At 57.0% G+C, this 24,217-nt stretch carries 24 protein-coding genes and 4 pseudogenes; 6 read left to right on the top strand and 22 right to left on the bottom strand.

The window, feature by feature from the left end; translation table 11 throughout:
* Positions 1-2 precede the first annotated feature (2 nt).
* A complete protein-coding gene (gene paaZ, locus KYE_RS12220; protein ID WP_008173792.1) occupies positions 3-2,048 on the top strand; it encodes a phenylacetic acid degradation bifunctional protein PaaZ in 2,046 nt (681 codons plus the stop codon).
* A 121-nt stretch (positions 2,049-2,169) separates the two neighbouring features.
* Here paaZ and KYE_RS22360 read toward each other — a convergent pair whose 3' ends face one another.
* The 6 genes and pseudogenes from KYE_RS22360 to KYE_RS12195 form a co-directional block, all read right to left on the bottom strand.
* Positions 2,170-2,874 carry an ABC transporter ATP-binding protein gene (locus KYE_RS22360; protein ID WP_008173790.1) on the bottom strand — a complete coding sequence of 235 codons (705 nt, stop codon included), beginning with the start codon at positions 2,872-2,874 and terminating at the stop codon, positions 2,170-2,172.
* A 210-nt stretch (positions 2,875-3,084) separates the two neighbouring features.
* Positions 3,085-3,513, bottom strand: a pseudogene (locus tag KYE_RS22355) (hemerythrin domain-containing protein); the annotation flags it as partial.
* 38 nt (positions 3,514-3,551) lie between these two features.
* Positions 3,552-4,310 (bottom strand): ABC transporter ATP-binding protein, encoded by a 759-nt coding sequence (locus KYE_RS12210; RefSeq protein ID WP_008173788.1) that lies wholly within the window; start codon positions 4,308-4,310, stop codon positions 3,552-3,554.
* Entirely contained in the window at positions 4,307-5,314 is a 1,008-nt protein-coding gene (locus KYE_RS12205) for a branched-chain amino acid ABC transporter permease (RefSeq protein WP_008173786.1), read from the bottom strand. Before KYE_RS12205 ends, KYE_RS12210 begins: the two co-directional genes overlap by 4 nt.
* Entirely contained in the window at positions 5,314-6,189 is an 876-nt protein-coding gene (locus KYE_RS12200; protein WP_008173784.1) for a branched-chain amino acid ABC transporter permease, read from the bottom strand. Before KYE_RS12200 ends, KYE_RS12205 begins: the two co-directional genes overlap by 1 nt.
* 82 nt (positions 6,190-6,271) lie before the next feature.
* The gene (locus tag KYE_RS12195; protein WP_008173783.1) at positions 6,272-7,429 is read right to left on the bottom strand and encodes an ABC transporter substrate-binding protein; all 1,158 of its coding nucleotides are present in this window, start codon (positions 7,427-7,429) and stop codon (positions 6,272-6,274) included.
* Between the two features lie 273 nt (positions 7,430-7,702).
* On the opposite strand from KYE_RS12195, the gene paaX reads away from it, so the two are divergent.
* Positions 7,703-8,671, top strand: a complete 969-nt coding sequence (gene paaX / locus KYE_RS12190) for a phenylacetic acid degradation operon negative regulatory protein PaaX (RefSeq protein ID WP_008173782.1) — start codon at positions 7,703-7,705, stop codon at positions 8,669-8,671.
* Positions 8,672-8,679: 8 nt separating this feature from the next.
* Here the strand turns inward: paaX and KYE_RS12185 are convergent, their stop codons facing one another.
* From KYE_RS12185 to KYE_RS12170, 4 genes are all read right to left on the bottom strand, one after another.
* The gene (locus tag KYE_RS12185) at positions 8,680-9,189 is read right to left on the bottom strand and encodes an acyl-CoA thioesterase (RefSeq protein WP_008173781.1); all 510 of its coding nucleotides are present in this window, start codon (positions 9,187-9,189) and stop codon (positions 8,680-8,682) included.
* A 43-nt stretch (positions 9,190-9,232) separates the two neighbouring features.
* The gene (locus KYE_RS12180; protein WP_008173779.1) at positions 9,233-10,417 is read right to left on the bottom strand and encodes a YbfB/YjiJ family MFS transporter; all 1,185 of its coding nucleotides are present in this window, start codon (positions 10,415-10,417) and stop codon (positions 9,233-9,235) included.
* A gap of 30 nt (positions 10,418-10,447) precedes the next feature.
* On the bottom strand, positions 10,448-11,014 hold the full coding sequence (yeiP, locus tag KYE_RS12175) for an elongation factor P-like protein YeiP (RefSeq protein WP_008173777.1): 567 nt from the start codon (positions 11,012-11,014) through the stop codon (positions 10,448-10,450).
* Positions 11,015-11,088: 74 nt separating this feature from the next.
* The gene (locus tag KYE_RS12170) at positions 11,089-12,174 is read right to left on the bottom strand and encodes a threonine aldolase family protein (protein ID WP_050898318.1); all 1,086 of its coding nucleotides are present in this window, start codon (positions 12,172-12,174) and stop codon (positions 11,089-11,091) included.
* Positions 12,175-12,283: 109 nt separating this feature from the next.
* Here KYE_RS12170 and KYE_RS12165 point away from each other — a divergent pair, with 109 nt between their 5' ends.
* Positions 12,284-14,008: a LemA family protein gene (locus tag KYE_RS12165; RefSeq protein WP_008173772.1), complete on the top strand. Its 1,725-nt coding sequence runs from the start codon at positions 12,284-12,286 to the stop codon at positions 14,006-14,008.
* A gap of 1 nt (position 14,009) precedes the next feature.
* Here the strand turns inward: KYE_RS12165 and KYE_RS12160 are convergent, their stop codons facing one another.
* Entirely contained in the window at positions 14,010-14,708 is a 699-nt protein-coding gene (locus KYE_RS12160; protein ID WP_008173771.1) for a crotonase/enoyl-CoA hydratase family protein, read from the bottom strand.
* A gap of 127 nt (positions 14,709-14,835) precedes the next feature.
* Positions 14,836-15,069 carry a hypothetical protein gene (locus tag KYE_RS12155; protein ID WP_008173769.1) on the bottom strand — a complete coding sequence of 78 codons (234 nt, stop codon included), beginning with the start codon at positions 15,067-15,069 and terminating at the stop codon, positions 14,836-14,838.
* Positions 15,070-15,220: 151 nt separating this feature from the next.
* Here KYE_RS12155 and KYE_RS12150 point away from each other — a divergent pair, with 151 nt between their 5' ends.
* Entirely contained in the window at positions 15,221-15,415 is a 195-nt protein-coding gene (locus KYE_RS12150; RefSeq protein ID WP_008173767.1) for a type II toxin-antitoxin system VapB family antitoxin, read from the top strand.
* Positions 15,412-15,813 carry a PIN domain nuclease gene (locus KYE_RS12145; protein WP_008173765.1) on the top strand — a complete coding sequence of 134 codons (402 nt, stop codon included), beginning with the start codon at positions 15,412-15,414 and terminating at the stop codon, positions 15,811-15,813. Before KYE_RS12150 ends, KYE_RS12145 begins: the two co-directional genes overlap by 4 nt.
* Before the next feature lie 562 nt (positions 15,814-16,375).
* Here KYE_RS12145 and KYE_RS12140 read toward each other — a convergent pair.
* The 5 genes and pseudogenes from KYE_RS12140 to KYE_RS12125 form a co-directional block, all read right to left on the bottom strand.
* A pseudogene (locus tag KYE_RS12140) lies at positions 16,376-17,098 on the bottom strand (IS1380 family transposase); the annotation flags it as partial.
* Between the two features lie 5 nt (positions 17,099-17,103).
* Positions 17,104-17,472 (bottom strand): annotated as a pseudogene (locus tag KYE_RS21980) (heme lyase NrfEFG subunit NrfE); the annotation flags it as partial.
* Positions 17,473-17,580: 108 nt separating this feature from the next.
* Positions 17,581-18,218, bottom strand: a pseudogene (locus KYE_RS12135) (peroxiredoxin).
* A 99-nt stretch (positions 18,219-18,317) separates the two neighbouring features.
* Complete coding sequence (lspA, locus tag KYE_RS12130) at positions 18,318-18,830, bottom strand: signal peptidase II (protein ID WP_008173757.1); 513 nt, start codon at positions 18,828-18,830, stop codon at positions 18,318-18,320.
* A 3-nt stretch (positions 18,831-18,833) separates the two neighbouring features.
* Positions 18,834-19,730, bottom strand: a complete 897-nt coding sequence (locus KYE_RS12125) for a cation transporter (RefSeq protein ID WP_008173756.1) — start codon at positions 19,728-19,730, stop codon at positions 18,834-18,836.
* A 97-nt stretch (positions 19,731-19,827) separates the two neighbouring features.
* Between KYE_RS12125 and cadR the strand changes: the two genes are divergently transcribed.
* Positions 19,828-20,229, top strand: a complete 402-nt coding sequence (gene cadR, locus KYE_RS12120) for a Cd(II)/Pb(II)-responsive transcriptional regulator (protein WP_008173755.1) — start codon at positions 19,828-19,830, stop codon at positions 20,227-20,229.
* 46 nt (positions 20,230-20,275) lie between these two features.
* Here cadR and KYE_RS12115 read toward each other — a convergent pair whose 3' ends face one another.
* The 5 genes from KYE_RS12115 to KYE_RS21380 are packed head-to-tail and all read right to left on the bottom strand — an operon-like array spanning position 20,276 to position 23,625.
* Entirely contained in the window at positions 20,276-20,851 is a 576-nt protein-coding gene (locus KYE_RS12115) for a TlpA family protein disulfide reductase (RefSeq protein WP_008173754.1), read from the bottom strand.
* Positions 20,852-20,907: 56 nt separating this feature from the next.
* Positions 20,908-21,612: an SCO family protein gene (locus KYE_RS12110; protein ID WP_008173753.1), complete on the bottom strand. Its 705-nt coding sequence runs from the start codon at positions 21,610-21,612 to the stop codon at positions 20,908-20,910.
* A 42-nt stretch (positions 21,613-21,654) separates the two neighbouring features.
* Positions 21,655-22,245, bottom strand: coding sequence for a protein-disulfide reductase DsbD domain-containing protein (locus KYE_RS12105; protein WP_008173752.1), 591 nt, complete (start codon positions 22,243-22,245; stop codon positions 21,655-21,657).
* 16 nt (positions 22,246-22,261) lie between these two features.
* Positions 22,262-23,452: a protein-disulfide reductase DsbD family protein gene (locus tag KYE_RS12100; protein WP_008173751.1), complete on the bottom strand. Its 1,191-nt coding sequence runs from the start codon at positions 23,450-23,452 to the stop codon at positions 22,262-22,264.
* The gene (locus KYE_RS21380) at positions 23,452-23,625 is read right to left on the bottom strand and encodes a hypothetical protein (protein ID WP_008173750.1); all 174 of its coding nucleotides are present in this window, start codon (positions 23,623-23,625) and stop codon (positions 23,452-23,454) included. The genes KYE_RS12100 and KYE_RS21380 overlap by 1 nt, the downstream gene beginning before the upstream one ends.
* Positions 23,626-24,217 lie beyond the last annotated feature (592 nt).

Raw genomic sequence — 24,217 nt, 5'->3', positions numbered from 1 at the left:
CCATGTCAGTCCTGAAAAGTTTCATTGCCGGCCAGTGGGTCGGCGAAAAGCCCGCCAAGGCTCTGCCAAGCGCCGTTAACGGCGAGATCGTCGCCCATACCCACGACGACACCCTCGATTTCAAGAACGCTGTTGAGTATGGCCGCAGGGTTGGCGGCAAAAACCTCATGGCGATGGATTTCCAGGAGCGCGCCCTGGCCCTGAAGGCCATGGCCCTGTACCTCCAGGAGCACAAAAAAGAACTCTACGCCCTGTCGATGCATACCGGTTCCACCAAGGGCGACAACGGCATCGATATCGACGGTGGTTTCGGTACGCTGTTTTCCTACGCCAGCATGGGCCGCCGCGAACTTCCCTCGGGCAACGTGGTTCACGAAGGCCCGGTGACTCCGCTGGGCAAGAACAACCACTTTGCAGGCACCCATATCCTGGTGCCCCGCGGCGGCGTTGCGGTTCACATTGACGCCTACAACTTCCCGGTATGGGGCATGCTCGAAAAGTTTGCACCCACCTTCCTGGCAGGCATGCCGTCCATCGTGAAGCCGGCCACCTCAACCTGCTACGTGACCGAACTCGCCGTCCGCCTGATGCAGGAATCCGGCGCGCTTCCGGAAGGCAGCCTGCAGTTGATCATTGGCAGCACCGGCGACCTGTTTGACCATCTGGAAGAGCAGGATGTGGTGACCTTCACAGGCTCGGCCGCAACGGCACGGAAGCTCAGGAACCACCCGAACATCATCAATCGTTCGATTCCGTTCAACGCCGAGGCCGATTCACTGAACAGTGCCATTCTGGCGCCGGACGTGACCCCGGAGCACGAAGAATTCGACGTCTTCGTAAAGGAAATCCGGCGCGAGATGACCGCCAAGGCCGGTCAGAAATGTACCGCCATTCGTCGTATCTTCGTTCCGAAAGATCAGGTAAACGCGGTCTGCGACAAGCTGAAAGAGCAGCTTTCCAAGATCACCGTGGGTGATCCCTCTGTCGAAGGCGTCCGCATGGGTGCACTGGCCTCCATCGACCAGCTGGAGGATGTGAAAGCCAACATCCAGGAATTGCTCAAGACCAGTGAGCTGGTTGTGGGTGGCGAAGGCAACTTCAAGGCTACCGGCGATGGCACCGAGAAGGGCGCGTTCATCGAGCCGCACCTGCTGCTGTGCCGGAACCCGGAAAGCGGCTGTGGTGCCCACGATATCGAGGCATTCGGCCCGGTTGCTACCGTCATTCCTTACGACACCGTTGAAGACGCCGTTGAACTTTGCTCGAAAGGCCGTGGTTCCCTGGTCACTACCCTGACCACCCGGGACCCTGCCATTGCTGGCAGGGTCGCCCCGCTGCTGGCCGCGTTCCATGGCCGCCTGCACCTGCTGGATGCCGAAGCCGCAAAAGAATCCACAGGCCACGGTTCTCCTCTGCCCATGCTGAAGCATGGCGGCCCCGGTCGCGCCGGTGGTGGTGAGGAACTGGGCGGTATCCGTGCGGTTCACCACTACCTGCAGCGCACCGCAATCCAGGGCTCTCCGAGCATGCTGGCTGCGGTTACCCGCGAGTACGTACGCGGTGCTGATCTGATCGAAACCGACGTGCATCCGTTCCGTCGCCACTTCGAAGACCTGCAGATCAACGAGTCTCTGCTGACGCATCGACGCACCGTCACCGAAGCCGACATCGTCAACTTTGGTTGCCTGTCCGGTGATCACTTCTATATGCACTTCGATGAAATCGCGGCGCGGGACTCCCAGTTCGGCAAGCGCATTGCTCACGGCTACTTCGTGCTTTCCGCTGCGGCCGGCCTGTTCGTCTATCCGGGTGAAGGTCCGGTGCTGGCGAACTACGGTCTGGACACCCTGCGTTTCATTGAGCCGGTTGCCCCGGGTGACACAATCCGGGCGCGCCTGACCTGCAAGCGCAAGATCGATCAGGGTCGGACATCTCCGGACGGACACCCCCAGGGTGTTGTGGTCTGGGATGTTCAGGTTCACAACCAGAACGACGAGATGGTTGCGAGCTACGACATCCTGACACTGGTTGCCAAGAAGCCCGAGTAACACCGGGCTTCCCTGCTTTCTCCCTGTCTTGGACCCCAGGGAGAAAGCGTCAGGCAAATAAAAGGGGGACAGGTCGCAAGACCTGTCCCCCTTTTATTTGCGCAAGGAAAGTTCCGGGCGATTACATGCCCAGGTAGGCCTCACGAACCTTCTCATTGCTGAGCAGTTCACGGCCGGTCCCTTCAATCACCACCTTGCCGGTCTCCAGCACATAGCCGCGATCAGCCAGTGCCAATGCCTGAGAGGCGTTCTGCTCTACCAGGAAGATGGTAATGCCCTCTTCCTTCAGTTCTTTGACGATGTTGAAGATCTCTTCGATGATCAACGGGGCCAGACCCATACTTGGCTCGTCCATAAGCAGCAGCCTGGGCTTGGCCATCAGGGCCCGGCCCATTGCCAGCATCTGCTGCTGGCCACCGGAGAGCTCACCCGCCAGGTTATGGCGCTTCTGACGCAGAATCGGGAACTTGGTGTACATCCGTTCCAGGTCGTCCATTACCTCGGGCGTTTTGCCCCGGGTATAGGCGCCCAACAGCAGGTTGTCGTGCACACTGAGGTCCTTGAACACCTGCCGGCCCTCGGGCACCTGGACAATGCCATTAGCCACCCGCTGATCGGCGCTGATCTTGGAAAGATCCTTGCCTTCGAAGGTTATGGCACCCCGGTCAGTGGGCTGCAAACCGGAAATGGTCATCAGCAGGGTGGATTTGCCGGCACCGTTGGCGCCTACCAGTGACACGATCTCACCGCTGTTGATATGGATATCCACATCATGCAGAACTTCGATCTGACCGTAGGAAGTAACCAGCCCCTTGATGGACAGCATCTCTTCTTTGGCATGAGGCGCAGTCACCCGGTCTGCGTGCTTCAGGCCGAGACCACCGAATTTCTCGGGGGTATAACTGACAATCTGGTGCCGCAGTTCCCGGAACTCTTCCCGGACGCGCTCACCGAACAGCGGATCGTTTTCCACGTCCCGGGCTTCAATAATCTGCTGCCAGTCTTCTTCCGTCAGCAGTTTCCGGGCCCGAGGAATAACCACGCCCTCTTCCTTGCGGATGTGCTTGCGCAGGGCCTCCGTGAAACGCGCCAGGGCGTGACTGAATTCCTCGCGACCTTCCGGCCAGCCTTCCTCGCACTCGGCCAGGAGCCGGCGCAACTCCACCAGCTTTTCATGACCGATGACATAGCCCTTCGCCAGCTTCTCAAGAAGAGGCGCCGTCTCAGGGGACTTCTCGCTGAGCCGTTTGTACAGCTCAATGTCCGTGGGGGTGCTATGCACCCGCTGGGAGAAGTGCTGAATGTAATCAAAAATGGTCTTCAGCAGCCGCTCATCCGGGCGCTGATCGTTGAGGTTCATATCACTAAGCAGCTGGTCCAGCAGATCCAGAATCCGCCACAGTGCCTGGTGTTCATGAACAATAATCCGTACGGCCTGCTCACTGCGTGACTGGGCAGGCGCCATTTCAGTGTTTTGCTCGCTCATGTGAAATGTCTCCTTGCTCAGCCACCCAGATAGGCGGCGATAACATCCGGGTTCTGGCGGATTTCCTCAGGGGTTCCCTCTGCCAGAACACGGCCGTAGTTAAGCACCAGCAACCGGTCGGATATACCCATAACCAGCTTCATGTCGTGCTCAACCAGCATAACGGTGGTGCCCTGATCCGCAATTTTCCGGATCAGATCCTCCAGGGCAGCGGTTTCAACCGCGTTCAAACCGGCGGCGGGCTCGTCCAGGAGGATTACCTTTGGTTCAGCGGCCAATGCCCGGGCAATCTCCAGGCGCTTCAGCGCACCATAGGACATCGCCGATGCTTCGGCATCCAGGTAGTCACCGCATCCCACATACTCCATCAGCTCGGCGGCGCGCTTACGGGCCGCGGCCTCGTTGCGGCGCAAAGAAGGCAAACGGAACAGGGTCGTAAACAGGCTGCTTTTGAGCTGCAGATGCCGACCCAGCATCACGTTTTCGATGGCGGTCATGTTCATGCAGATCTGCATCTGCTGGAACGTGCGGCACATGCCCCGCTCTGCCAGCTCATTGGGCTCCAGCTTGGCGGTGCTCTCACCGTTCAGCAGGATCTCGCCTTTGGTCGGCGTATAGAGCCCTGTGATCAGGTTAAACAGCGTTGTCTTGCCGGCACCATTGGGGCCGATAACAGAATAGACCTGTCCGGCTTCAACCGAAAAGCTGACGCCTTCCACCGCATGGACACCACCAAAGGCTTTATCCAGCCCCTTTACTTCGACCAGTGCTGTCATGCCTCACCTCCCGCTTTCTTGCGCATTTTCTTGGAAACAAACGCGGTCAGTGTGGGCAACAGCCCTTTTGGCATAAAAATCATGGTGAGCATCAGGATCAGGCCGAACATGACATGTTCCAGCTCCTGGAAATCTGCCAGAACCTGGGGCAAAAGCTTCAGCACCACGGCGCCAAGAATGACACCGAAGGTCGAGCCCATACCACCCAGAACAACCATGGTGATGAACAGGATGGAGAATTCGAAGCTTGCTACCGCAGGCGTAATGAAGCCCTGGAAGTGGGCATAAAGACTGCCCATCAGGCTGGCGTAGATCGCCGAGATCACGAACACCAGGCTTTTGTATTTCGCGGTGTTCACACCGACAACGCTGGCAGCCACTTCCGAGCCGTGAACCGAACGCAGCGCCCGGCCAATCGGCGATTCAATCAGGTTCAGGGCAAACCACACCGCTACCAGAAGCACCACGCTGGCGAAGATATACCAGGCCTGGAAGCCTTCGATCGTGATACCGAACAGCGAATAGCGACCAAACGCGCTCAGCTCCCAGCCAAATATTTCGAAGGCCGGCACCGGCATACCGTCTGGCCCGCCGGTCAGTGCACGCTCGTTGTTCAGGATGATGGCAATAATAAAACCAACGGCGAGGGTCGCCATGGACAGATAGTGGCCCTTCAGGCGCAGAATCGGTCGCCCGACAATCCAGGCAATAAAGCCCACAACAATTGCTCCGACCACCAACGCGGGCACTGAAGGCCAGCCGTAGGTGCCGGTCGCGATGCCGGTAAAGTAGGCGCCAAGACCGAAGAAGCCAGCGTGGCCAAGACTGATCTGGCCAGCAAAACCCACCAGGAGATTAAGGCCAACCACCGTGGCAGCAATGATCGCCATCTGGGTAACCAGCTCATAATGGAACGGGTTGCCGAGAAAAGCGGGAAGAATGATGAGAATCAGGGCGAGAACAATCAGCCCCCGGAGACGCGACTGCATAAACGTGTTCAACATCAGACGCGCTCCACTACCTTGGCACCGAACAATCCGCGGGGCATGAAGAACAGCACCAGCAGGATCATGGAGAATGCCACGGCATCCTTGTAGTCCGATGAAATGTAGCCGGCCGCCATGGCCTCAACGATGCCCAGCGAGAGACCACCAACCACCGCGCCAACGCCGCTACCCAGGCCGCCAATGGCAGCCGCCACAAAGCCTTTCAGTCCGAGAATGATACCGATGTCGTAGGACGTGAACGTGATCGGGGCAACAACAATACCGGCCACAGAGCCCAGTAATGCCGAAACCATGAATGCCAGCATCAGAACCATCTGAGTCCGGATACCGACAAGGCGCGCAGCCTCCTTGTTCATGGATGTCGCCAGGATAGCCTTGCCAATCAGTGTCTTGGTAAAGAACAGCACCAGGCCGACCACCAGGATCGCGCCAATACCGAGAACCCAGAGGCTCTGGCTATTCAATACCGCTCCGAAAACTTCAATAGGCTGGTCCGAGCTGAAATTCTGCATCACGTGGTATTCCTTGCCCCAGACTACCTGGGCAATACCGCGAATAAAGATCGACGCACCGATGGTGATAATAATCAGGGTAACAACATCGGCCTGTTTGGCAGGCGCAATCGCGAAGCGCTGCAGGGCGATGCCGAGGATACCGGCCAGGACTACGGCCAGCACGACCGCCAGGATCATGGGTACACCCATGGCCGTAAGCGAAACCGTCGCCATGCCTCCAATCATCAGGAACTCGCCCTGGGCGAAGTTGATGACGTGACTGGCGTTATAGATCAGGGTAAAACCGAGGGCTATCAGGGCGTAGGTCGCACCGATAGTAATCCCGGTGAACAGGTACTGTAAGAATTCTGCGAGCATAGCGGTGGTTCCGGTCGAACATCGGCTGGCGACTTGCCCTGAAAAGGGGTCGTCGCCAGCCGCGAGACAGGTTAAAGGGGTATCAGTCGATTAGTTTCCATTCGCCGTTCTGGACTTCCAGAATGCGGAAGGATTCCGGATCAAGGCCGTTGTGGTCTTCCGGGGACATGTTGAACACGCCCGTTACACCGACATAGCCCTGGATGTTTTCCAGTGCGTTACGAACTGCTTCCGGATCGGTAGAGCCAGCTTCTTCCATGGCGCGAACTGCCAGCATCAGGCCGTCGTAGGCATAGGCACCGAAAGTGGACACCTTGGAATCCCAGCGGGCTTCGTATTCAGCCTTGTAGTTCTGGACCACTTCTTTCTGGGGATCGTCGTCCGGCAGGGAATCCGGCACCAGCAGCGGAGAGGCGGGCAGACGCAGGCCATTAGCCGCGGAGCCAGCGAGCTCCAGGAAGCTGTCGGATGCGACACCGTGGGACTGGTAGAACGGAAGCTCCATACCCAGCTGGGCATAGTTGCGAGTTACGATGGCCGGACCCTGACCAAAACCGAAGTTCAGAACCGCTTCCACACCACTTGTGTTACGGATATTGGTCAGCTGGGCGGTCATGTCTGTATCAGATCCGCTGTAGGTAACGTCGGCTACAACCTCCATTCCCATCGCTTCGGCCACTTCCAGAGTCTGGGTACGACCCGAGCTTCCGAAACCACCGGTACCGGAAATCAGACCAAACTTGGTAATGCCGCGATCCTTCATGTCGGTCAGAATACGCTCTGCCGCCATGCGGTCGGTTTGAGGAGTCTTGAATACCCACTTTTTGACCGGGTTGGTGATAACCACAGCACCGGCCAGGGAGATGAACGGCACTTCTGCCTGCTCAATCAGCGGTACCGCCGCCATGGTAGCGCCGGTAGTACTGCCGCCAACGATGATATCAACCTGGTCCGAGCGGATCAGGCGACTGGCAAAGTTACGGGCAGAGGAAGCGTTGCCAACGTCGTCATAGTGGATCAGCTCCAGTTGACGACCAAGGACACCACCTTCTTCATTAATTTTTTCAACGTACATCTCGAGCGTTTTCAGCTCGGGATCACCAAGGAACGATGCCGGGCCTGTCACTGACAGGAACGAACCGATCTTGATGGGTTCAGCTGCCTGAGCGCTCATCATCATGAGACCGGCGGCTGCAACGGCTGCGCATTTGCCTGCGCGACGAATCACTGTTTTAAACATTGTTTTTGTTCTCCCGTTTTTTGCAGGGGCTTGAGTTTTTGTTTCTTCGCTCCCGGTATGATTCGATACCATTGACGAATATCAAATGAAGTTATTGTATCATAACGCTCGTGTCAACTGATTTCCGGGAGTGCCAACGCGGCTCTGTCAGTAAAGCCGACACTGGCAGAACACGCCAGCACCGCTGATCGAAAGACAAACCTTTACCTGACACGTAAGAACCGCATAATACGTACAACGTGTTTCATTGATTCTTATTTGCGAACTCAGGCCATGACTGCAAAAAGCCAGCTAGAACTGCTCGTCAAGAACTTCCAGAAAAAGCGACCCCTTCGGGCCGGCTCACTCATCATCACCATCTATGGCGATGCCATCGTTCCCCGCGGCGGCAATGTCTGGCTGGGAAGCCTGATGAAACTGGTAGAGCCCATGGGCATCAGCCAGCGACTGGTTCGCACCTCGGTGTATCGTCTGGTTCAGGAATCCTGGCTGCAGACCGAAAAGGTGGGCCGTTGCAGTTATTACAGCCTCACCGGCCCGGGCCTGCGGCGGTTCGAGCAGGCTTTTCAGCACGTCTATAACCTGGGCGCCGAAGAATGGAGTGGAAGCTGGTGCCTGGTCTACCTGAACCAGCTTTCCCCGGAACTCAGGCAAAAAGTCCGGGAGGAACTCAAGTGGCTCAGTTTTGGCAGCATGGCACCCGGGCTGATGGAACACCCACGCTTCACTCGCAGCGAACTGATTCCAATGCTTCAGGAATGGGGTGCTCTCGAAGACACCATCGTGATGCAGACCATGCCCATGGAGCAGAAGAGCCCAAGAGCCCTGAGACTGCAGGTTCGCGAAAGCTGGAACCTTGAGGAACTGGGCGGCCGCTACCGACGCTTCCTGACCCAGTTCCGGCCCCTGTGGCGTGAACTCCAGTCTGAGGACACTCTCAGCCCCGCGGAGTGCCTGATACTCCGGATCCTGCTGATCCACGAGTACCGCAAAATTCTTCTGAGGGACCCGCTGCTGCCCGATGAACTGCTACCCGGTGACTGGGAAGGCCGCAGCGCCAAACAGCTGTGTCGGAACCTGTATCGTCAAATCTATGTGCGGGCCGAGCAGTGGCTGGACGAGAACCTCGAAAACGCCTCCGGCCCCCTTCCAGGTCCGGGTGAGAAGTTTTACAAGCGGTTCGGTGGATTGCGGGATACTGCCATCCAGACAGATCCGACAACAGAACCAGAGGTTCTCTAGGCACCCGCTCAGTCAGTTGCCGAGCGGGACGAGGATGCCAGTTGTTCCCGGGTTTTCAGGCGCCCTTCCCGGCGAATCTCGGCATTGTCGTACCGGCGCTGTTGCTCGTCCGTTTCCGGTATCACTTCCGGGACATCCACCGGCCGGTCATTCTCGTCCAGAGCAACAAAGGTGAAAAAGGCCGAGAGAATGTGCCGCGTATCGCCGGTGTAACTGTTTTCGGCCTCTACCCTGGCACCGATTTCCATGGACGAGCCCCAGCTCCGGTTCAGCGACAGGCTGAACAGCAGCGTATCGTTACCCTTCGCCGGTGCCCTGAAATGGATTGAATCCACGGCAGCCGTCACACAAACATGGGCGGAATGCCGCTCTGCCACGACCAGCGCCAGCCGGTCGCATTTTGCCATGATCATGCCGCCGAACACGGTATTGTGGGAATTCATGTCGTTTGGAAACACCTTGTAGACGTGCTTCTCAATCGCAGATGCTGATACGGGTTTTGAAGGCTTTCCTGGCATGATCTGCTTTCCTCTTCGAGTGACATTCGATTGCGGAATCAATTCAACCCGCTGTCGCGGCTTCGCCCTGACGCTGCTGCGCCAGCCTTGCCAGGTGAAGCATCAAAACGCCTAACGCCATCACCACCAGGGTCAGCCAGAGGCCGTTGGTGTAATTACCTTCCACATCCGCGAGATAGCCAACCACCGCGGGTGCGATCATCTGGGCGATACCGTAGCTGAAGGTCAACCGGCTCATGGGCCGGGAAGGGTTCTCGGGGAAAACCCGCCCTACCATTGCCAGCATCATGCTGACGATACCGATAAAGCTGGCGCCATAAATCACGGAGCTGAGCATCACGCTGGCGAAGCTGGTGTTCACGATCAGCATCAGGATGCTCACGGAGTTCAGGGTGTAGGCCAGATAAAGCGCCAGCCACTGGCCCCAACGCCGGGAAAACACATCCCACAGCCAGCAGGCCGGCGTTGCAGCAAGACCTGCAATCAGCCAGACCAGCCAGCCCTGCCCCTGAAGCTCGGGCATGGATTCCGCAATTGCTACGAGGAAGGTGGCTGTCACCACATAGCCCACACCGGCGCAGAAATACGCCAGCTGGAGGATCCGTATGAACCGGCTTCGCTCGTCACCTGCCTTGGCCGCACCTGTTTTCGGCAAGGCACAGGCCCGGTAGTCCGGCATCCAACGCCAGGCGGGCAACAGAAGCCCAAGGGCCACCAGCCCGTAAATCACCCATTGCTGATCCCAGGTGAACGGATCCTTGATCAGCTCCGCCACCACAGCGGTGAGTACAATCCCGAGCCCGATACCGGAAAAGAACACGCCGAGCTCGGACTTCTGGTTGTTCTTGATCAACCAGCTCATCAAAAGACCGGCACCCAGCAACATACCCGCTGAGGTGCTCAGACCTGAGATAAAACGCAGAATGGACCACACCCACACATTGGTGGTGTACCCCATGAGAACCGTTGAAACCACGGCAACCACCAGGCCAAGCTGGTAGAGCCTTACCTTGAGACCAAGATCGCTGATGCGGGTAATCAGCACTGCGCCGGTCAGGTAGCCGGCGTAGTTCACGGTTGCCAGCATGCCGACGACGGATTTGCTCAGCCCCAGTGCCGCGACCATTTCCGGGATCATCGGCGTGTAGGAAAACCGGGCAATACCCACCATGACCATAACAGCAATCACGCTGGCGACCAGCACTTTTATCGTTTCTATCGGCTTCACAGGGTGTCCTTACTTCGGAACGACGTTAACTCAGGCGCGGCCCAGGAACTTGCGCTCCTCCACGTTAATGCGAATGCGGTCGCCGGTGGAGATGTGCTCGGGAACCTGAACAACCAGGCCAGTGGCAAACCGGGCGGGCTTGGTTCTAGCCGTCGCAGAGCCACCCTTTACAGACGGGTCCGTCTCCTCAATTACCAGCTCCACCGTAGGCGGAAGAGCCAGCGAAACCGGCGAATCCTTCAACAGGATGACCATGACACCCTGAGTATCTTCGGAAATGAACAGCAGCTCTTCGGCAATGGCCTCGCGGTTCAGGCTGTACTGAGTAAAGTCCTCGGTATCCATGAACACGTACTCATCGCCATCGGCGTAGGAAAAGGTGGCTTCCCGGCGGGTAAGGTCGGCCAGGTTGAGCATGTCCGAATCCTTGAAGGTCTCGTCCAGCTTCTGATTGGTCACCACATCGTACATGCGCATGCGGTAAAGACTGCCGCCCGCGCGGCCCTGGGGCACGGAACGCTCGATGTCCTTTACAAAATACACCCGACCATCGTATTCAACGGCGGAATTCTTTTTGATTTCACTGGCTCTGGGCATGTCTTCTGTTTCCGAAAAAATTGGGGTTTTGGGGCTGCTGATATACCACGACTTCGCCCCGGAATCGATAGCTCTTAACCTATCAGGGCTCTAACATCAGCAAGAAAGCGGTCCACCTGCTCATTGGTCGTCGCCCAGGAACACATCAAACGGGCACTGCCTCCAATAAAGTTATAAAAGCGCCAGCCTTTGGCCCGCAGTGCCGCCTGCAAAGGCTCCGGCATCTCCACGAAAACACCGTTCACCTGTCTGGGGTAGCGTAGCTGGATACCTGGAAGACCTTCCAGCCCCTCGACAAGACGCTGGGCACAGGCATTGGCATGGCGGGCATTCTCCAACCACACATCGCCTTCCAGAAGCCCGCACCAGGGTGCCGAGATATAACGCATCTTGGAGGCCAGCTGACCAGCCTGCTTACACCGCCACTCGAAGTCCTCCGCCAGAGACCGGTTGAAGAACACCACCGCCTCGCCAAGCGCCAGGCCATTCTTGGTGCCGGAAAAGCACAGAACATCGACACCGGCCTTCCAGGTAATTTCCGACGGATGTACATCCAGCGCAGCCACCGCATTGGCAAAGCGGGCGCCGTCCATATGGATATTGAGCTTATGGTGATCGGCGACCGCCCGAATAACCCTGAGCTCCTCGGATGTATAGACCGTCCCGACCTCTGTGGCCTGGGTCAGGCTGAGCGCCTTGGGCTTGGGGTAGTGAATATCGGTCCGCTTGGTCACCAGGTGTTCGATACTCTCCGGTGTCAGCTTGCCGTTCTCGCCCTGCCCCAGAAGCAGCTTGGCGCCGTTGGAGGCGTACTCCGGGCCGCCGCATTCATCGGTTTCAATGTGGGCCAGCTCATGGCAGATCACGCTGTGAAACGACTGACCGATCGAAGCCAGGGCCAGAGAGTTGGCGGCGGTGCCATTGAACACGAAGTAAACGTCACAGTCGGTATCGAACAGCGTCCTCAGGCCATCCGCCGCCTTTTGCGTCCAGCTGTCCTCGCCGTAGGCTGGTTCATCCATCCGGTTGGCCGCCTCCATGGCTTTCCAGGCCTGCGGGCACACACCGCTGTAGTTGTCGCTGGCAAATTGCTCGGACTGGGACACAACGCGCTCCTGAATTCTGAAAGGAAAGCCTTTAACGTTATAGGAACCACCCATCATTGCCAACTTGCGTTCCATCCCAATTCGGGTGAGGCCGGGGGAATGACAAAGCCCGATACTTTATACTCTTGCCCCTGAAAGCCAGCAGACCAAGGACTCTCCCGCCATGGGGCGCTTCAATATCGCCAGTATTCCCGGCCGGATTATCACCGCCATTATCGCAGTCGCCTGCCTGGCAGGCAGCTACTATGCGATGACGACCGGGCTCAGCCAGCTCACCGAAGCACGGCAACTGGAACGCCTACCAGAAATGCCCGTCGGCGCTTTGACCACAGGCCCCTATGTGATCGCAGGCAAGGTCACGGATCAGTTGGGAACTCTCGAAACGCCCTATTCCAACACCGAGGCGGTCTACTATCGCTACAAACTCGAGGAGGAATATCGCGACTCCGACGGTGATCTGCGTATCCGCACCCTGGATTCCGGCGCCCGCGGCGGCGACTTCCAGCTCAGGGACCAGACCGGCTCAGTCATTGTAGCTCCGGGCAGCGATCTGGAAGAGGTCGAATGGAATCTGGAGCGAACCTATCGCAATCAGTCCGGCCGCAGAATCTACTCGGAGTGGGCGCTCATTCCCGGACACACGGCGCGGGTAATCGGCCAGTACAGCAGCGAAATCGGGGCAGTTACCTTTTATGGCCTCGAAGACTTCAGCCTTCCGGCCATGGTTTCCCGGAACACGCTGACCGTGGACAGTGGCGACCGGTTCTTCGAGGCAGCCATCCGCATTTCCATCGCAACTGGCTTTCTGGCTCTGGGTATCGCGCTGTCCCTTCCGTTGATCAAAGTTCACCGGTTCTGGGTCTATGTTCTGGTAATGGCCATTGCGGTGTCCGGTACGCTCTCGGTGCTTGGCATCAACAAGCTCCGTCAGGAATGGTCTGCCATCGCCGATTTGTATGAGGGCCGATACCAGCACGCCTGGACCAGCCGCCGACTCGCCGCAGCCAGCATTATTGCTGCCCTGTTGCTCTTGTGGTTGTCGATCCGGACCGTCAAGTTCAAGCGCCTGATCGAAGCGGTACCTACCAGCAGCACCCGGGGACTCAGTTTTGGCGTCTCGGAGCTCAAGGCAATTGTGGATGTCGATGAAGACCATCCCCCGCTCAGGGATCCACTAAAAAACGAGAAATGCGTGGCCTTCGACTACAAGGTTGAAGAAAAGCGGGGTTCCGGAAAAAACGAAAAATGGCGGGTTATTGAGCATCGGGAAGAACTAGCGCCTTTCTGGCTGGAGGACAGCGAGGGAAAGGTTCTCGTCCAGCCAGACGGTGCGAAGATCGAATACCCGCAGTACCATTCGGAGCGCCGGGGCGACAGGCGTTACACCGTCCGCTTTCTCGAAACCTTCGTGAACGTCTACTGCCTGGGTTTTGCCGGCCTGGATCGGGGGCAAGGGGCTTTGCGGGCATCGGCCAATATCGACACCATTCTCCAGCAACGCCATGAGCTGTGGCCCAACCTGGAGAAAATCGTAAAGGCGTCTCTGGCCCACGAAAAACAGCTGCTGAAAGCCATTGCCCAGCTACGCAGTGCGGACCCTGTCGAGATGAGTTCGAAGGGCCAGGCCGACAAGCTTATCCAGTTTGAACAGAACGTAACCAATGCCCTCCAGGCCCGGATCGAGGGATATCCGGACCTGAAGAACAATGAGGACATTCAGAAGTTCATGTCGATCATGGCAGAGACGGAAAACTACCTTTCGCTCTTGCGAAACAGCTACACCGAGAGCGCCATGATCTACAACACCCGGATCCAGTCTTTCCCTGACGTGATCCTGGCAAAACTGTTCCGTTTCCGCGAAGCACCGCAGTTCAGTTCGGAAACGTGAGCTAGCCGTTCAGGCCAAGGTGCTCGGCATCCTGCTCGATGCAACGATCCAGCAGCGCCAGATAGTCCGCTTTGGCCTTCAGCTTGGTTTCACGATGGGCGCGCATGTTCAGGGTTTTGAAATGCTGCGCCAGCTCGGTGGCCCGCTCAACCAGCTTGTCCTGGGCAACCACCTCATCCAGGAACCCCGCCTCTACTGCCCCTTCCGGGTTGTATATCTCAGCGTTCACGACCGAACGGTAAAAGTGGGCGGGCGCCAGTCGATGGCGGGCAATTTCAATCCCGGCGTGGTGCATGGTCATGCCGATTGCCACCTCGTTCAAGCCAAGCTTGAAGGGCCCCTCAATACCAATGCGGTGATCCACTGACAGCAGAATGAACGCGCCCTTGGCAATGGCATGGCCGCTACAGGCACCAATAATCGGCAACGGGAATGCGGCCAGACGCCGGGTAAAGCTGGAGCCGGTTTTTACCAGCGCGGCTGCTTCTTTCGGCCCCTTCTGCATTTCTTTCAAGTCGTACCCGGCAGAGAACACGCCTGGCTGGCCGGTCAGAATCACAACCGCCTTGCCCTGCTCCGCCCGATCCAGCGCCGCGTTGAGCCCCTCGAACACTTCCTGGCTCAGGGCGTTGGCCTTGCCATTGCTGATGGCAATCGTTGCTACACCATCTTTCAATTCATAACTAACCAGCTCAGTCACCTGTTCTACCTCTCTACCGCAATTAAAGTGAGCGTTTGTTTACTTCGCTGGACATGATTGTGGGTTAGGCGCGTCAGAGATTCAATATCCATTGGTCATGTCGCCCAAACCTGGTCGAAATTTGAGATCACCATCGCTTATCTACCAAAACACTGCCTTCAGCATCTTTCTGGACAAGTGTTTGCGTTCTTTTAAAGCCTTTGATGGCTGTGTGATCGGAGTGCACAACTGAACCTACAACTTCTCCTGCCTTGTTGATGACGGAGTATGTGTCGATTTCTGTTTCACCCAAAGGTCCTTTAGTTCTGCTGCCCTCGAGTTTCAGCTCTTCACCCGGATTAAGTCTTACTCTATCTCTCATGGACGGGTATTTCCTTTACAACGCCCGGCTCACGCGCCGGTTTGTAGCCGCGGAGGCGGCGGAAAATCGGTCGCTGTGCAGCCGATTGTTATGTTCTCCTTGAGATGCTAGATTGTGTATAAAAGTCGAAAAGCATACACATAGGTGCATCATGAGAACTAACATAGTCATTGACGACCAGTTAATGGCCGAAGCCCTCAAAGCCTCCGGTTACGAAACCAAAAAAGAGGCCGTCGAGCAAGGCCTTAGACTTCTAGTCCAGCTTAGCAAGCAGCAGGAAATTCGAAAGTTACGTGGCAAGATCAAGTGGGAAGGCGATTTGGGCGAAATGCGAGCTGCCCGATGATCCTGGTAGACACCAGCGTCTGGATCGACTATTTCAATGGGGTCGACAACCCGCAAACTGATCTGCTGGATGCCTCGATAGTTCAAGGTTCGGTTGCTATTGGAGACCTCATATTTTTGGAAATCCTCCAAGGCATCCGCAACGACAAACAGTATCGCCAAACCAAGCAAAGCCTGCTCGCTCTGGATCAGTATGAAATGTTTGGCAAAGAAATGGCAATTAAGTGCGCCGACAACTATCGGGCACTACGAAAAAAAGGCATCACGATCAGAAAAACTGCCGACGTGATCATCGCGACATTCTGTATAGAGAAAGAGTTGCCCCTGCTGTTTTTGGATCGCGACTTCATCCCCTTTGTTGATCACCTTGGACTTGAGCCTGCTCTGAGAGAAACATAACAGCAATTAGGCAGCGCGCTTTATCATTGCAGAAATTTGACTGTGTCACTATTACTGACTTTGAAACATCAATAACGCTGCACTTAAATCGATAAAACAGGAGCTTAGCCGAGCATGGTCATCTCTGCCACGTAATCATTCAGCGTCTGCAATTTGCTCCGCCAATCATACTGGATGAAATGGCTGTGATTTGCTTGGAGGCTCTGACGTAAATCCCTCACTCGAACGTTCGCTTTTGTTTACGACTGGAGAAACCTGATCGAAACCCCAGGGTGATCCTCGACTGGAGCTGACAGCGTCTGCGGCATCCAGGAACCAAGGAGTCTAGTTACGCATCTAACCCGAACATTTCATAAACACCCCAAGCAGCAGCCACGAAATTTTCTCGGTTAGCCCATTACGCCCAGATATGAGAATTATTAGTGTAGTATGCGCGCCAATGTCGCTCTGATGTCATCCAGTCACCGGCCTTAAGTGTTTATTATTTGATCAATTCCAGCGTCCGGGCGAGGGAAGGCCTCCCGAGCCCGAGATGGAGGTGGCCACGAGCGCCGACGGCGGCTCAGCCGGTGTTTAACCTGGGCCGAGGCAGGCGATATAACCGTTCGGTGACTGTGTGCAGAAGGGCCTTGACCGGGCAGCTACCTGGCAGGTGGAGCTTGATGCGGTCTTTGTACTGCACCACCCGTACGGCCAGCTTGAACAGCTTGATGATGACCGTCGAGGGCTGGGCCTGGGACAACTCGGTGCCTTGCAACAGTTCGGCGCGCAAGGCGTGATGCAGCACATAGGCGGCGCAGGAGAAAAACAGGCGCAGGTGGTTGGCCGCAAAGCGGCAATCCGAGGTGCGGTCGCTGGCCAGGTCGTTTTTCATCATCTTGATGAAATTCTCGTCCTGGCCCCGGGCGCAATACAGCTCGGCGTACAGTATTTCCGGGGTTGACTCTTCCAGGGAGGTGACGACGAAGCGGGGGTTATCGCCGAGGGCCATGGTTTCGGCTTTCAGGACAGTGCGAAACGCCTGTGGCCAGGAACGGGCCTGATAATCGATCTCGTGGAAGGTGCGCGAGCGTTGCGGCGGGGCCTGTTCCGCGAGGCGAGCGTTATGGCAGCGGGTATCGTGCAGCCGCCGGGTGGATTGCAGGTGTGGCTCGGCCAGTTTTTTCAGACGGCTGTTGCCGGCCAGGCCGAACAGGAAATCGGTGTACGGATCGTCGAGCGCCAGTTGCATCAATTCCACGTTGGCGAAATGAGCATCACCACGCAGCAGGATGCGGGTCTCGGGATATCCCGTGGCAACTGGCGGGAAAACAGACTGACGGCAAAGCCCCAGCCACTGAGAATCAGACTCCATAACAGCACCGAGCCTTCATGAGAGCCCCAGACGGCGGTGAACTTGTAGTACCAGGGCAGCATCGAGTTGGAATTACGGGCCACATAATCCACGCTGAAATCATCCAGAAGAAAACTGGCGGTCAGGCTGGCATAAGAAATCAGTAGAAAAACAAATTGCCCCCATGCCATAGGCTCTGCAAATGCCATCCACAACGGGCGCCGGGTGGCGGCTCCCAGCAAGGGCACGGTCGCCTGAAGCAGCGACAGGCAAAGTGCAATCAACAACGCGAAGAGACCAACTTCAGGGATTGTCAGGGTAAGCATTTCGGGGCCGTGTTCGGTTAAGGGTTCGGCGATGACCGAACCTATCGGTGAGGGGTTCTCAGGTATCGCTTCGTCAGCCAGCCGCCCGGCTGGCTGACGAACTCCCTGTTACTTCCGACCAGGTTGGCGGGTAACGCGCAGATACGGTGTCTGCTCATCCCATCCGTCAGGGAAACGCTCTTTGGCCTCTTCGTTGGAGAGCGACGGAACGATGATCACATCCTCGCCATTCTTCCAGTCCACCGGCGTGGCCACTTTGTGGTTGTCGGTCAGCTGGAGCGAATCAATGACGCGCAGGATCTCGTCCAGATTGCGCCCGGTACTAGGGGGATACGTCAGCATCAGACGGATTTTCTTCGCGGAATCGATAATAAATACCGTTCGAACAGTCACCTTGGGGTCGGCTTTTGGATGGATCATTCCGTACAGGTCGGCAACCACCTGATCCTTGTCTGCCAGCAGGGGAAAATTGAGCCCGGTGCCCTGGGTTTTCTCGATATCCTTCACCCAGTCGTTATGAGAGTCGAGCGGGTCGACAGATACCCCGATCAGCTTCACACCGCGACTGGCGAACTCGTCCTTACGCTTCGCGAAGGCACCGAGCTCTGTGGTACAGACGGGGTGTAGTCGGCGGGGTGTGAAAACAGCACGGCCCAGTCGTCTCCCAGCCACTCATGAAACTGAATGTTTCCCTCGGTGGATGCGACGGTGAAATCGGGAGCGGTTTCTCCAAGTTGCAATGTCATCGTTTCATTCTCCTTTGCTTTGGCTGTCGTTCTCGGTTTGTCAGTACAGACGGTATCCTTAAAGTCAACTTTAAGGTCAAGGCGTTTGTCAGATGTTTTTTAGCCTGATCCATCGAGCTCGACGTTCGTGCCCGATTTTTCGGGTATGAAACTGACATAGAGGAAAAGCACGGTGCCCAGCACAATGGCGATATCGGCAAGGTTAAAGGCTGGCCAGTGCCAGGATTGCCAATAGACATCAAAGGAATCCACAACATAGCCACGAAATATACGGTCAATCAGGTTGCCCATGGCACCGCCAAGAATAAGGCTGTACGCGATGGCTTCTCCCCTGCGGCGGCACTGAACAATCAGCCCGATCAGTACAATCGAGACAACTACCGCGACTGTGATAAGAAAGTATCGCTGCCAACCTCCGCCATCGGCAAACAGGCTGAATGCGGCGCCGGTGTTCCAGACATGCACCCAGTTAAAGAACGGGGTCACCGGAATCGACTCGCCATACGCCATTGACTGCTGGACCAGCCATTTTACAACCTGATCAGACGCCGCAATCAGGCCCGAAATCGCCAGCAGGCCATACGGCAAGTGTTTTTTGGCAACGATGGACATTATTTAACCCTTAAGCGCCAGGATGCGCCTGGCACCGTTGAGTACGATAATCCCCGCAATGCTGCCGATGATCAGGTCCGGGTAATTGGAGCCAGTCCACGCGACCAGGGCGCCAGCGGTAATGACCCCCAGATTGATGACCACATCGTTGGCTGAGAATATCCAGCTCGCCTTCATGTGGGCACCGCCCTCCCGATGTTTGGATATCAGCAGCAGACAGGTGGTATTGGCGATCAATGCGATGAACGCAATCCCCATCATTACCAGCGACTCAGGCTCACTGCCGAAGACAAAGCGCCTCACCACCTCTGCAAGTACGCCCACAGCCAGTATCAGTTGGAGTACGCCCGCAAGATGCGCCGCACGCACCTGCATTTTCACGCTGTGCCCAACCGCATACAGGGCGAGCCCATACACGGCCGCGTCGGCAAAATTGTCCAGGGATTCTGCAATCAAACCGGTGGAGTGCGCGATCAGGCCGGCCGTCATTTCCACCACAAACAGGACGGCATTGATACCGAGCAACCAACGCAGGGTGCCGGACTCCTGCTCGGCCGAGATAGCCGTACCCCCGAGCGCCTTGATTGACTCAGGGTCGGCAGCGGCCGTTTCCTGAAGCGAAGCTCCCAGCCCGAGGGTTGCCAGCTTCGCGGTGATAGGCTCAGCCTCGCCATCGTGCACAACCTTCAACCGCCGATCAGACAGGTCGAAGGACAGCCCGCGAATGTCTTCAAAACCGTTCAGGGCCAGTCGAATCATCCGTTCCTCCGAAGGACAATCCATCTTCGGTACGGTATACACACTGATCCAGTTGCCGGACGCTTCAGAGGCCCCCGACCCGGCATTACCCTCGGCGGGTGTTGCTTCGCAGCCACAGGCGTCTTCACAGGGTTTACTCATGATACGGCTCCACTTGAGTATTGTCGGACTATGATTTAAAACCATATAGCCACTATAAGGTCAATAAAGCAGATACCATCTGTTGAGGAGAAACCCGATGCGCATTGGTCAGTTGGCACGGTCCGTAGGGGTCGACACCCAGACCATCCGTTTCTATGAGCGAGAGGGCTTGTTACCGCCGCCGGATCGTCAGGACAACGGCTACCGTATTTACACTGAACGGCATGTTGAGCGACTGGCCTTCATCCGGCGCTGCAGAATACTCGAGCTGTCACTCGCTGAAATTCACGAGTTACAGCGTTATCAGGGCGCGCCCCATCAGCCTTGCAGGGCCATCAACACCTTGCTTGATGATCACATCGCTCAAGTACGGTCTCAGATAACCGATCTGCAGGTACTGGAGAAACAACTTGTGTCGCTGCGAGCGAGTTGTAACGATGATCGGGAAATTGAGGCCTGCGGGGTTCTCGAAGGGCTCAGCGAAGGAAGCATGCAGTAGTAGCTTGAAGCATTACGCACCTGCCTTTTCAATTGCGTAAATCCAGTCAGTCCGGAACCCCTTCAATGGTGCGGGTCATCAAATCCACCATGGCCGGGCTGTCCCATTCCGCGGCACCGACCAGACGGCCAATTTCGCGACCGTCGTGATCAATCAGCAGCGTTGTAGGAACACCTTCTATGCCCAGTGTTGAGGTCGCCAGTGTCGACGGATCAATATACTGGCGTAGATGTTGGATGCCGGTTTTCCGGTAGAATTTTTCAACAACGCTGATGCCTGAGTGGTCAACGGACAGCGCGACCACTTCAAATTGCTCGCCGCCCAGTTGAGCCTGAAGTGAGTCCAGCGTCGGCATTTCCTCACGGCAAGGCAGGCACCAGGTCGCCCAGATATTGAGCAATATCGCCTTACCCTTAAAGTCAGCCAGTGTCAGCGGCCTGCCGTCTTCGTCCTCAAAAGCCAGCTCGGGCAGAGTGCGAGGGGACTCCCAGATCAGGAAACCCTGGGGCCCCACCGACTTCGGAACCTTCCCTGCAGCCATAACTGGGGCGGCTATGGAAATAGCAAGCGCGAAAAGGACTACGGCGATTCCACGGGCGGCGGATATGCGCTGGTGACTCATTAGACATTTCTCCTGATTAAAGTGGTCGGTTTGCTGCCCGCATGGCGCCCCACGCGTTACTCGCTCTGTAGCAACGCTTCAATGCGCCCATGCAGCCGGCCCCAGAACCCATCACCGGCTGCCGCGTTGGGGCCTTTGGCAATGGCCGTCAGGTAGGTCACCAGATGCTCAGGCTTGAATTTCAATCCATGGAACCGGGCCCGCATCTGCCCTTCCGGGTCAATCACGTGGGTTACCACACCATGGACCTGTACCCCCTCGCCCGTATCCCTGAACTGAACGCCGTAGGCTTTGGCGAGCTCCGACGTCAACCCGGGCGGTTCACCTTCGCCCCGGTACAGAAAGTGCCAATTATCGGGGTTCAGGTCGAAATTGTCGCCATACGCGCGCATGTTGTCCCGGGTCCCGGCAACATCTTCCCGGTCCGTGGCAATGGTGATGAACACCACCTCTTCACTCAGCCCTTCTTCTTCAACCCCGGTTTGCAACTGTCGTATCAGGTTCATATGAAAAGGGCAGGCCTCGGTACAGCGCGTGTAGAGAAAATTGAGCACAACGGTTTTGCCGTTTAAGTCGGCAAGGGAAAGGGTATTGCCATCAACGCCTGTAAGATCAAATTCAGGGGCCGGCTGATCCACAAACTGGGCATACCGCTCTTTCTCATTCAACGAGGCCTCCACATCCTCCATGGAATGGGCCATGGCATTGGTGCTACCCAGGGCAACCATGGCAATCAGCAATACTCTGAATACACTGTTCACAGTCACTCTCCATTTGAGTTGTTTTCCGAAGGGAATCCCGGGTTATTGTGGCTTGGTATCGTCCAGATTCAGCGAAACGGGCAGGTCAGCCGGTGCCAGGCAAACGCCCTCGTCACTGCAGGCTTGCACCCGTACTGTCATGTCAAGCTTGCCTGCCTCTTTCAGCGCGGTGGTCTGTTTTTCATCTGGCAGCAGCCGGATGCTCGCACCGTCGTCGTACACCTCCAGGGCGGTGTCACCCAGCACAATGTCACTGACCCGGCCGCGCGGGTACTCCGTCGGAATATCGAGCGACTGGCCGCCAGCCGAAGACTTGGCGACGGTGGGGATCAGAAACTCCATGGAGGCTGGATTCGCATTCACGTGCCAGCCCGGTTCAATGTCCAGTGTCAGAACGATTTCACCGGTCTCCCCTATCAGGGCTTTGCCGCCTTCCGCAAGATTGAGGCGGACCTTATCGGAAGAATCTGCCAACCCCGTGCGGGCAACTGGCGCCTGGGGGTCGGAACTGGCTTGTTCAGGCTGGGCTGAGCCAGGGGCCTTTCCGGAATTGGTACCGATCAACATGAACGCCGCGATCGCGATCAGAAAAACCGCTATGCCGGTCAGCAATACTTTGGCTTGGGTTGTCATGGTTCATCTCCAGTATCTAGGGTTGTGAATTCTCGGTGCGGTTGATCGCCTCGACCAGGCTGTCGGTATCAAAGAGCCCAGTGAAACGGGCGACAACGGTGCCGTCAGCGTCAAAAATCGCCGCAAAAGGCAAAGCTTGCCCACCCGTCGCGGTTAACAATGCGTCTTTTTCGGGATCGCTTGCTGTCACATCCACCTGAATCGGCACCATGCCGGCCCGCGCTACGGCTTCAGCCACAGCGGGCTCTTTATACACGGTGCGCTCCAGGACCTTGCAGTTGATGCACCAATCGGCAGTGAACTCCAGCAAATACGGCGTGCCACGGGCTTTTGTGTCCGCCAGGAGTTCTGCTGAGTAGGGTTGCCAGACAAGCTCGTCTTCGCCGCTGCCCAACGGAGATGCGAATACCACTGTCACCACCAAGGCAAGGCCTGTCGCCGTTGCAGTGATCACGCGCACGGCACCGTTCCCCTGAACGAAGCGGCGGAGACCCCAGACCAGCACCAGCGCCAGCCAGGCCCACCACAGCCAGGGGTATACCGCTTTGGGCACCAGGCTCGCGCTGAAAAACACGGCGGCGGCCAGCAATATCAGCGCGAGCACTTCACGAATGGCTACGGTCCAGGGGCCCGCCTTGGGCAAACGACTCAGCCACTCGGGCCTGAGCATCAGTACCGCATAGGGCAACGACAGCCCCAGCCCGATACTGCCGAATATCCCCATGATGACCGGCGCCGGCTGGGTAACGGCAAAGGCCAGTACGCCCCCCAGGAAAGGGCCTGCGCAGGGCGCGGCCAGGATCGCACTCAACAGCCCGGATACATAGGCTTCAAAGTAACGCCGGCCATGCGCCGAGGCGGCGAATGTCGGGACGGGGATGGGCAGATCGAGCCAGGTAATCACCGCAAACCCGACCATCAACGCAACCAGGACGGCCACGAATAGCGTTGACTGGAACAACGTGCCCCAGTTCCACTGCAGCAGTGCGGTCAGGCCGCCCAGCGTCAGGAAAAAGGTGAGTGTTCCGGCCGTGAATGCCAGCGCGGCCAGCACCCGATGGGACCTCTGGCCGCCCGCCTCCCGCAGGATGGTCCGGACCTTGATGGGGATCGCGGGCAGCACGCAGGGCGTCAGGTTCAGCAGTAGACCTGCCATAACCGCCATCATGATCTGGCCGGCAATGAGTAATGAGGGCAACTGATCCATTACTCCGTGACTCCCAGCATCCTGCCGAGCGCTTCCTGGCTGGGCACACCAGTCTGGCCCCGCCATTGTCCGCTCGAATCCTTGTACAGCAGCCCTGGCGTCCCGCTGAAACCCGAAAGCTTATGGCAGAGCACGGTCATGCCGCGCACCAGGTATTCCAGATAGAATGACATCACAGATACGTTCCCGTTTTCATGTATTCATCAGTCGATAAAATCACCAGCAAAGCTGCCTACGTGGTGGTCTACCGCGCAAGGCCAAACGACAGGCACTCGAAGCGAAAGCCTCTGGTAATCAAAGGTTCAGGACACTGTTGAATACTTGGGAGGAAAAGGGTCTGGGCCAGAAAGTACACGGCCGGAATGAGAATAATAGCCTTTCGGGCAGGGGGAAGATAACAGCACTACCGAGTCTCTAATTGCAGATTTCCCGACATGGGACGTTGAACACGGGCTACTGCAGCTGCCCTCGGCATTGAGCCCGGCGCAGTCATGCATCACCTGGGTGTCTGGCAACATGACACAAGCCTCGGCCATGGGTTCCGCCTCAAAAGAGGTCGCGGCAACTCCCTGTGCAACGGGGAGAAGAGCCACGAGCAGTAGTACTGCCAGTCCCATAAGCCGTGTGGTCATCGCACTGATATCCTGATTACAGAACAGCTAAAACATCTTCCGCGTGGGAAGATAATCGTCCACTTTAACCTACATTGACGGAGGTGCAAACAGACACGCTCCATCACCGTATCCGCCAATGCGGCTACCAGAG

Source organism: Marinobacter manganoxydans MnI7-9, from assembly GCF_000235625.1.
Taxonomy (GTDB): domain Bacteria; phylum Pseudomonadota; class Gammaproteobacteria; order Pseudomonadales; family Oleiphilaceae; genus Marinobacter; species Marinobacter manganoxydans.
The sequence above is the reverse complement of the archived record's forward strand: the minus strand, read 5'-3'. Positions and strand labels throughout refer to the sequence as shown.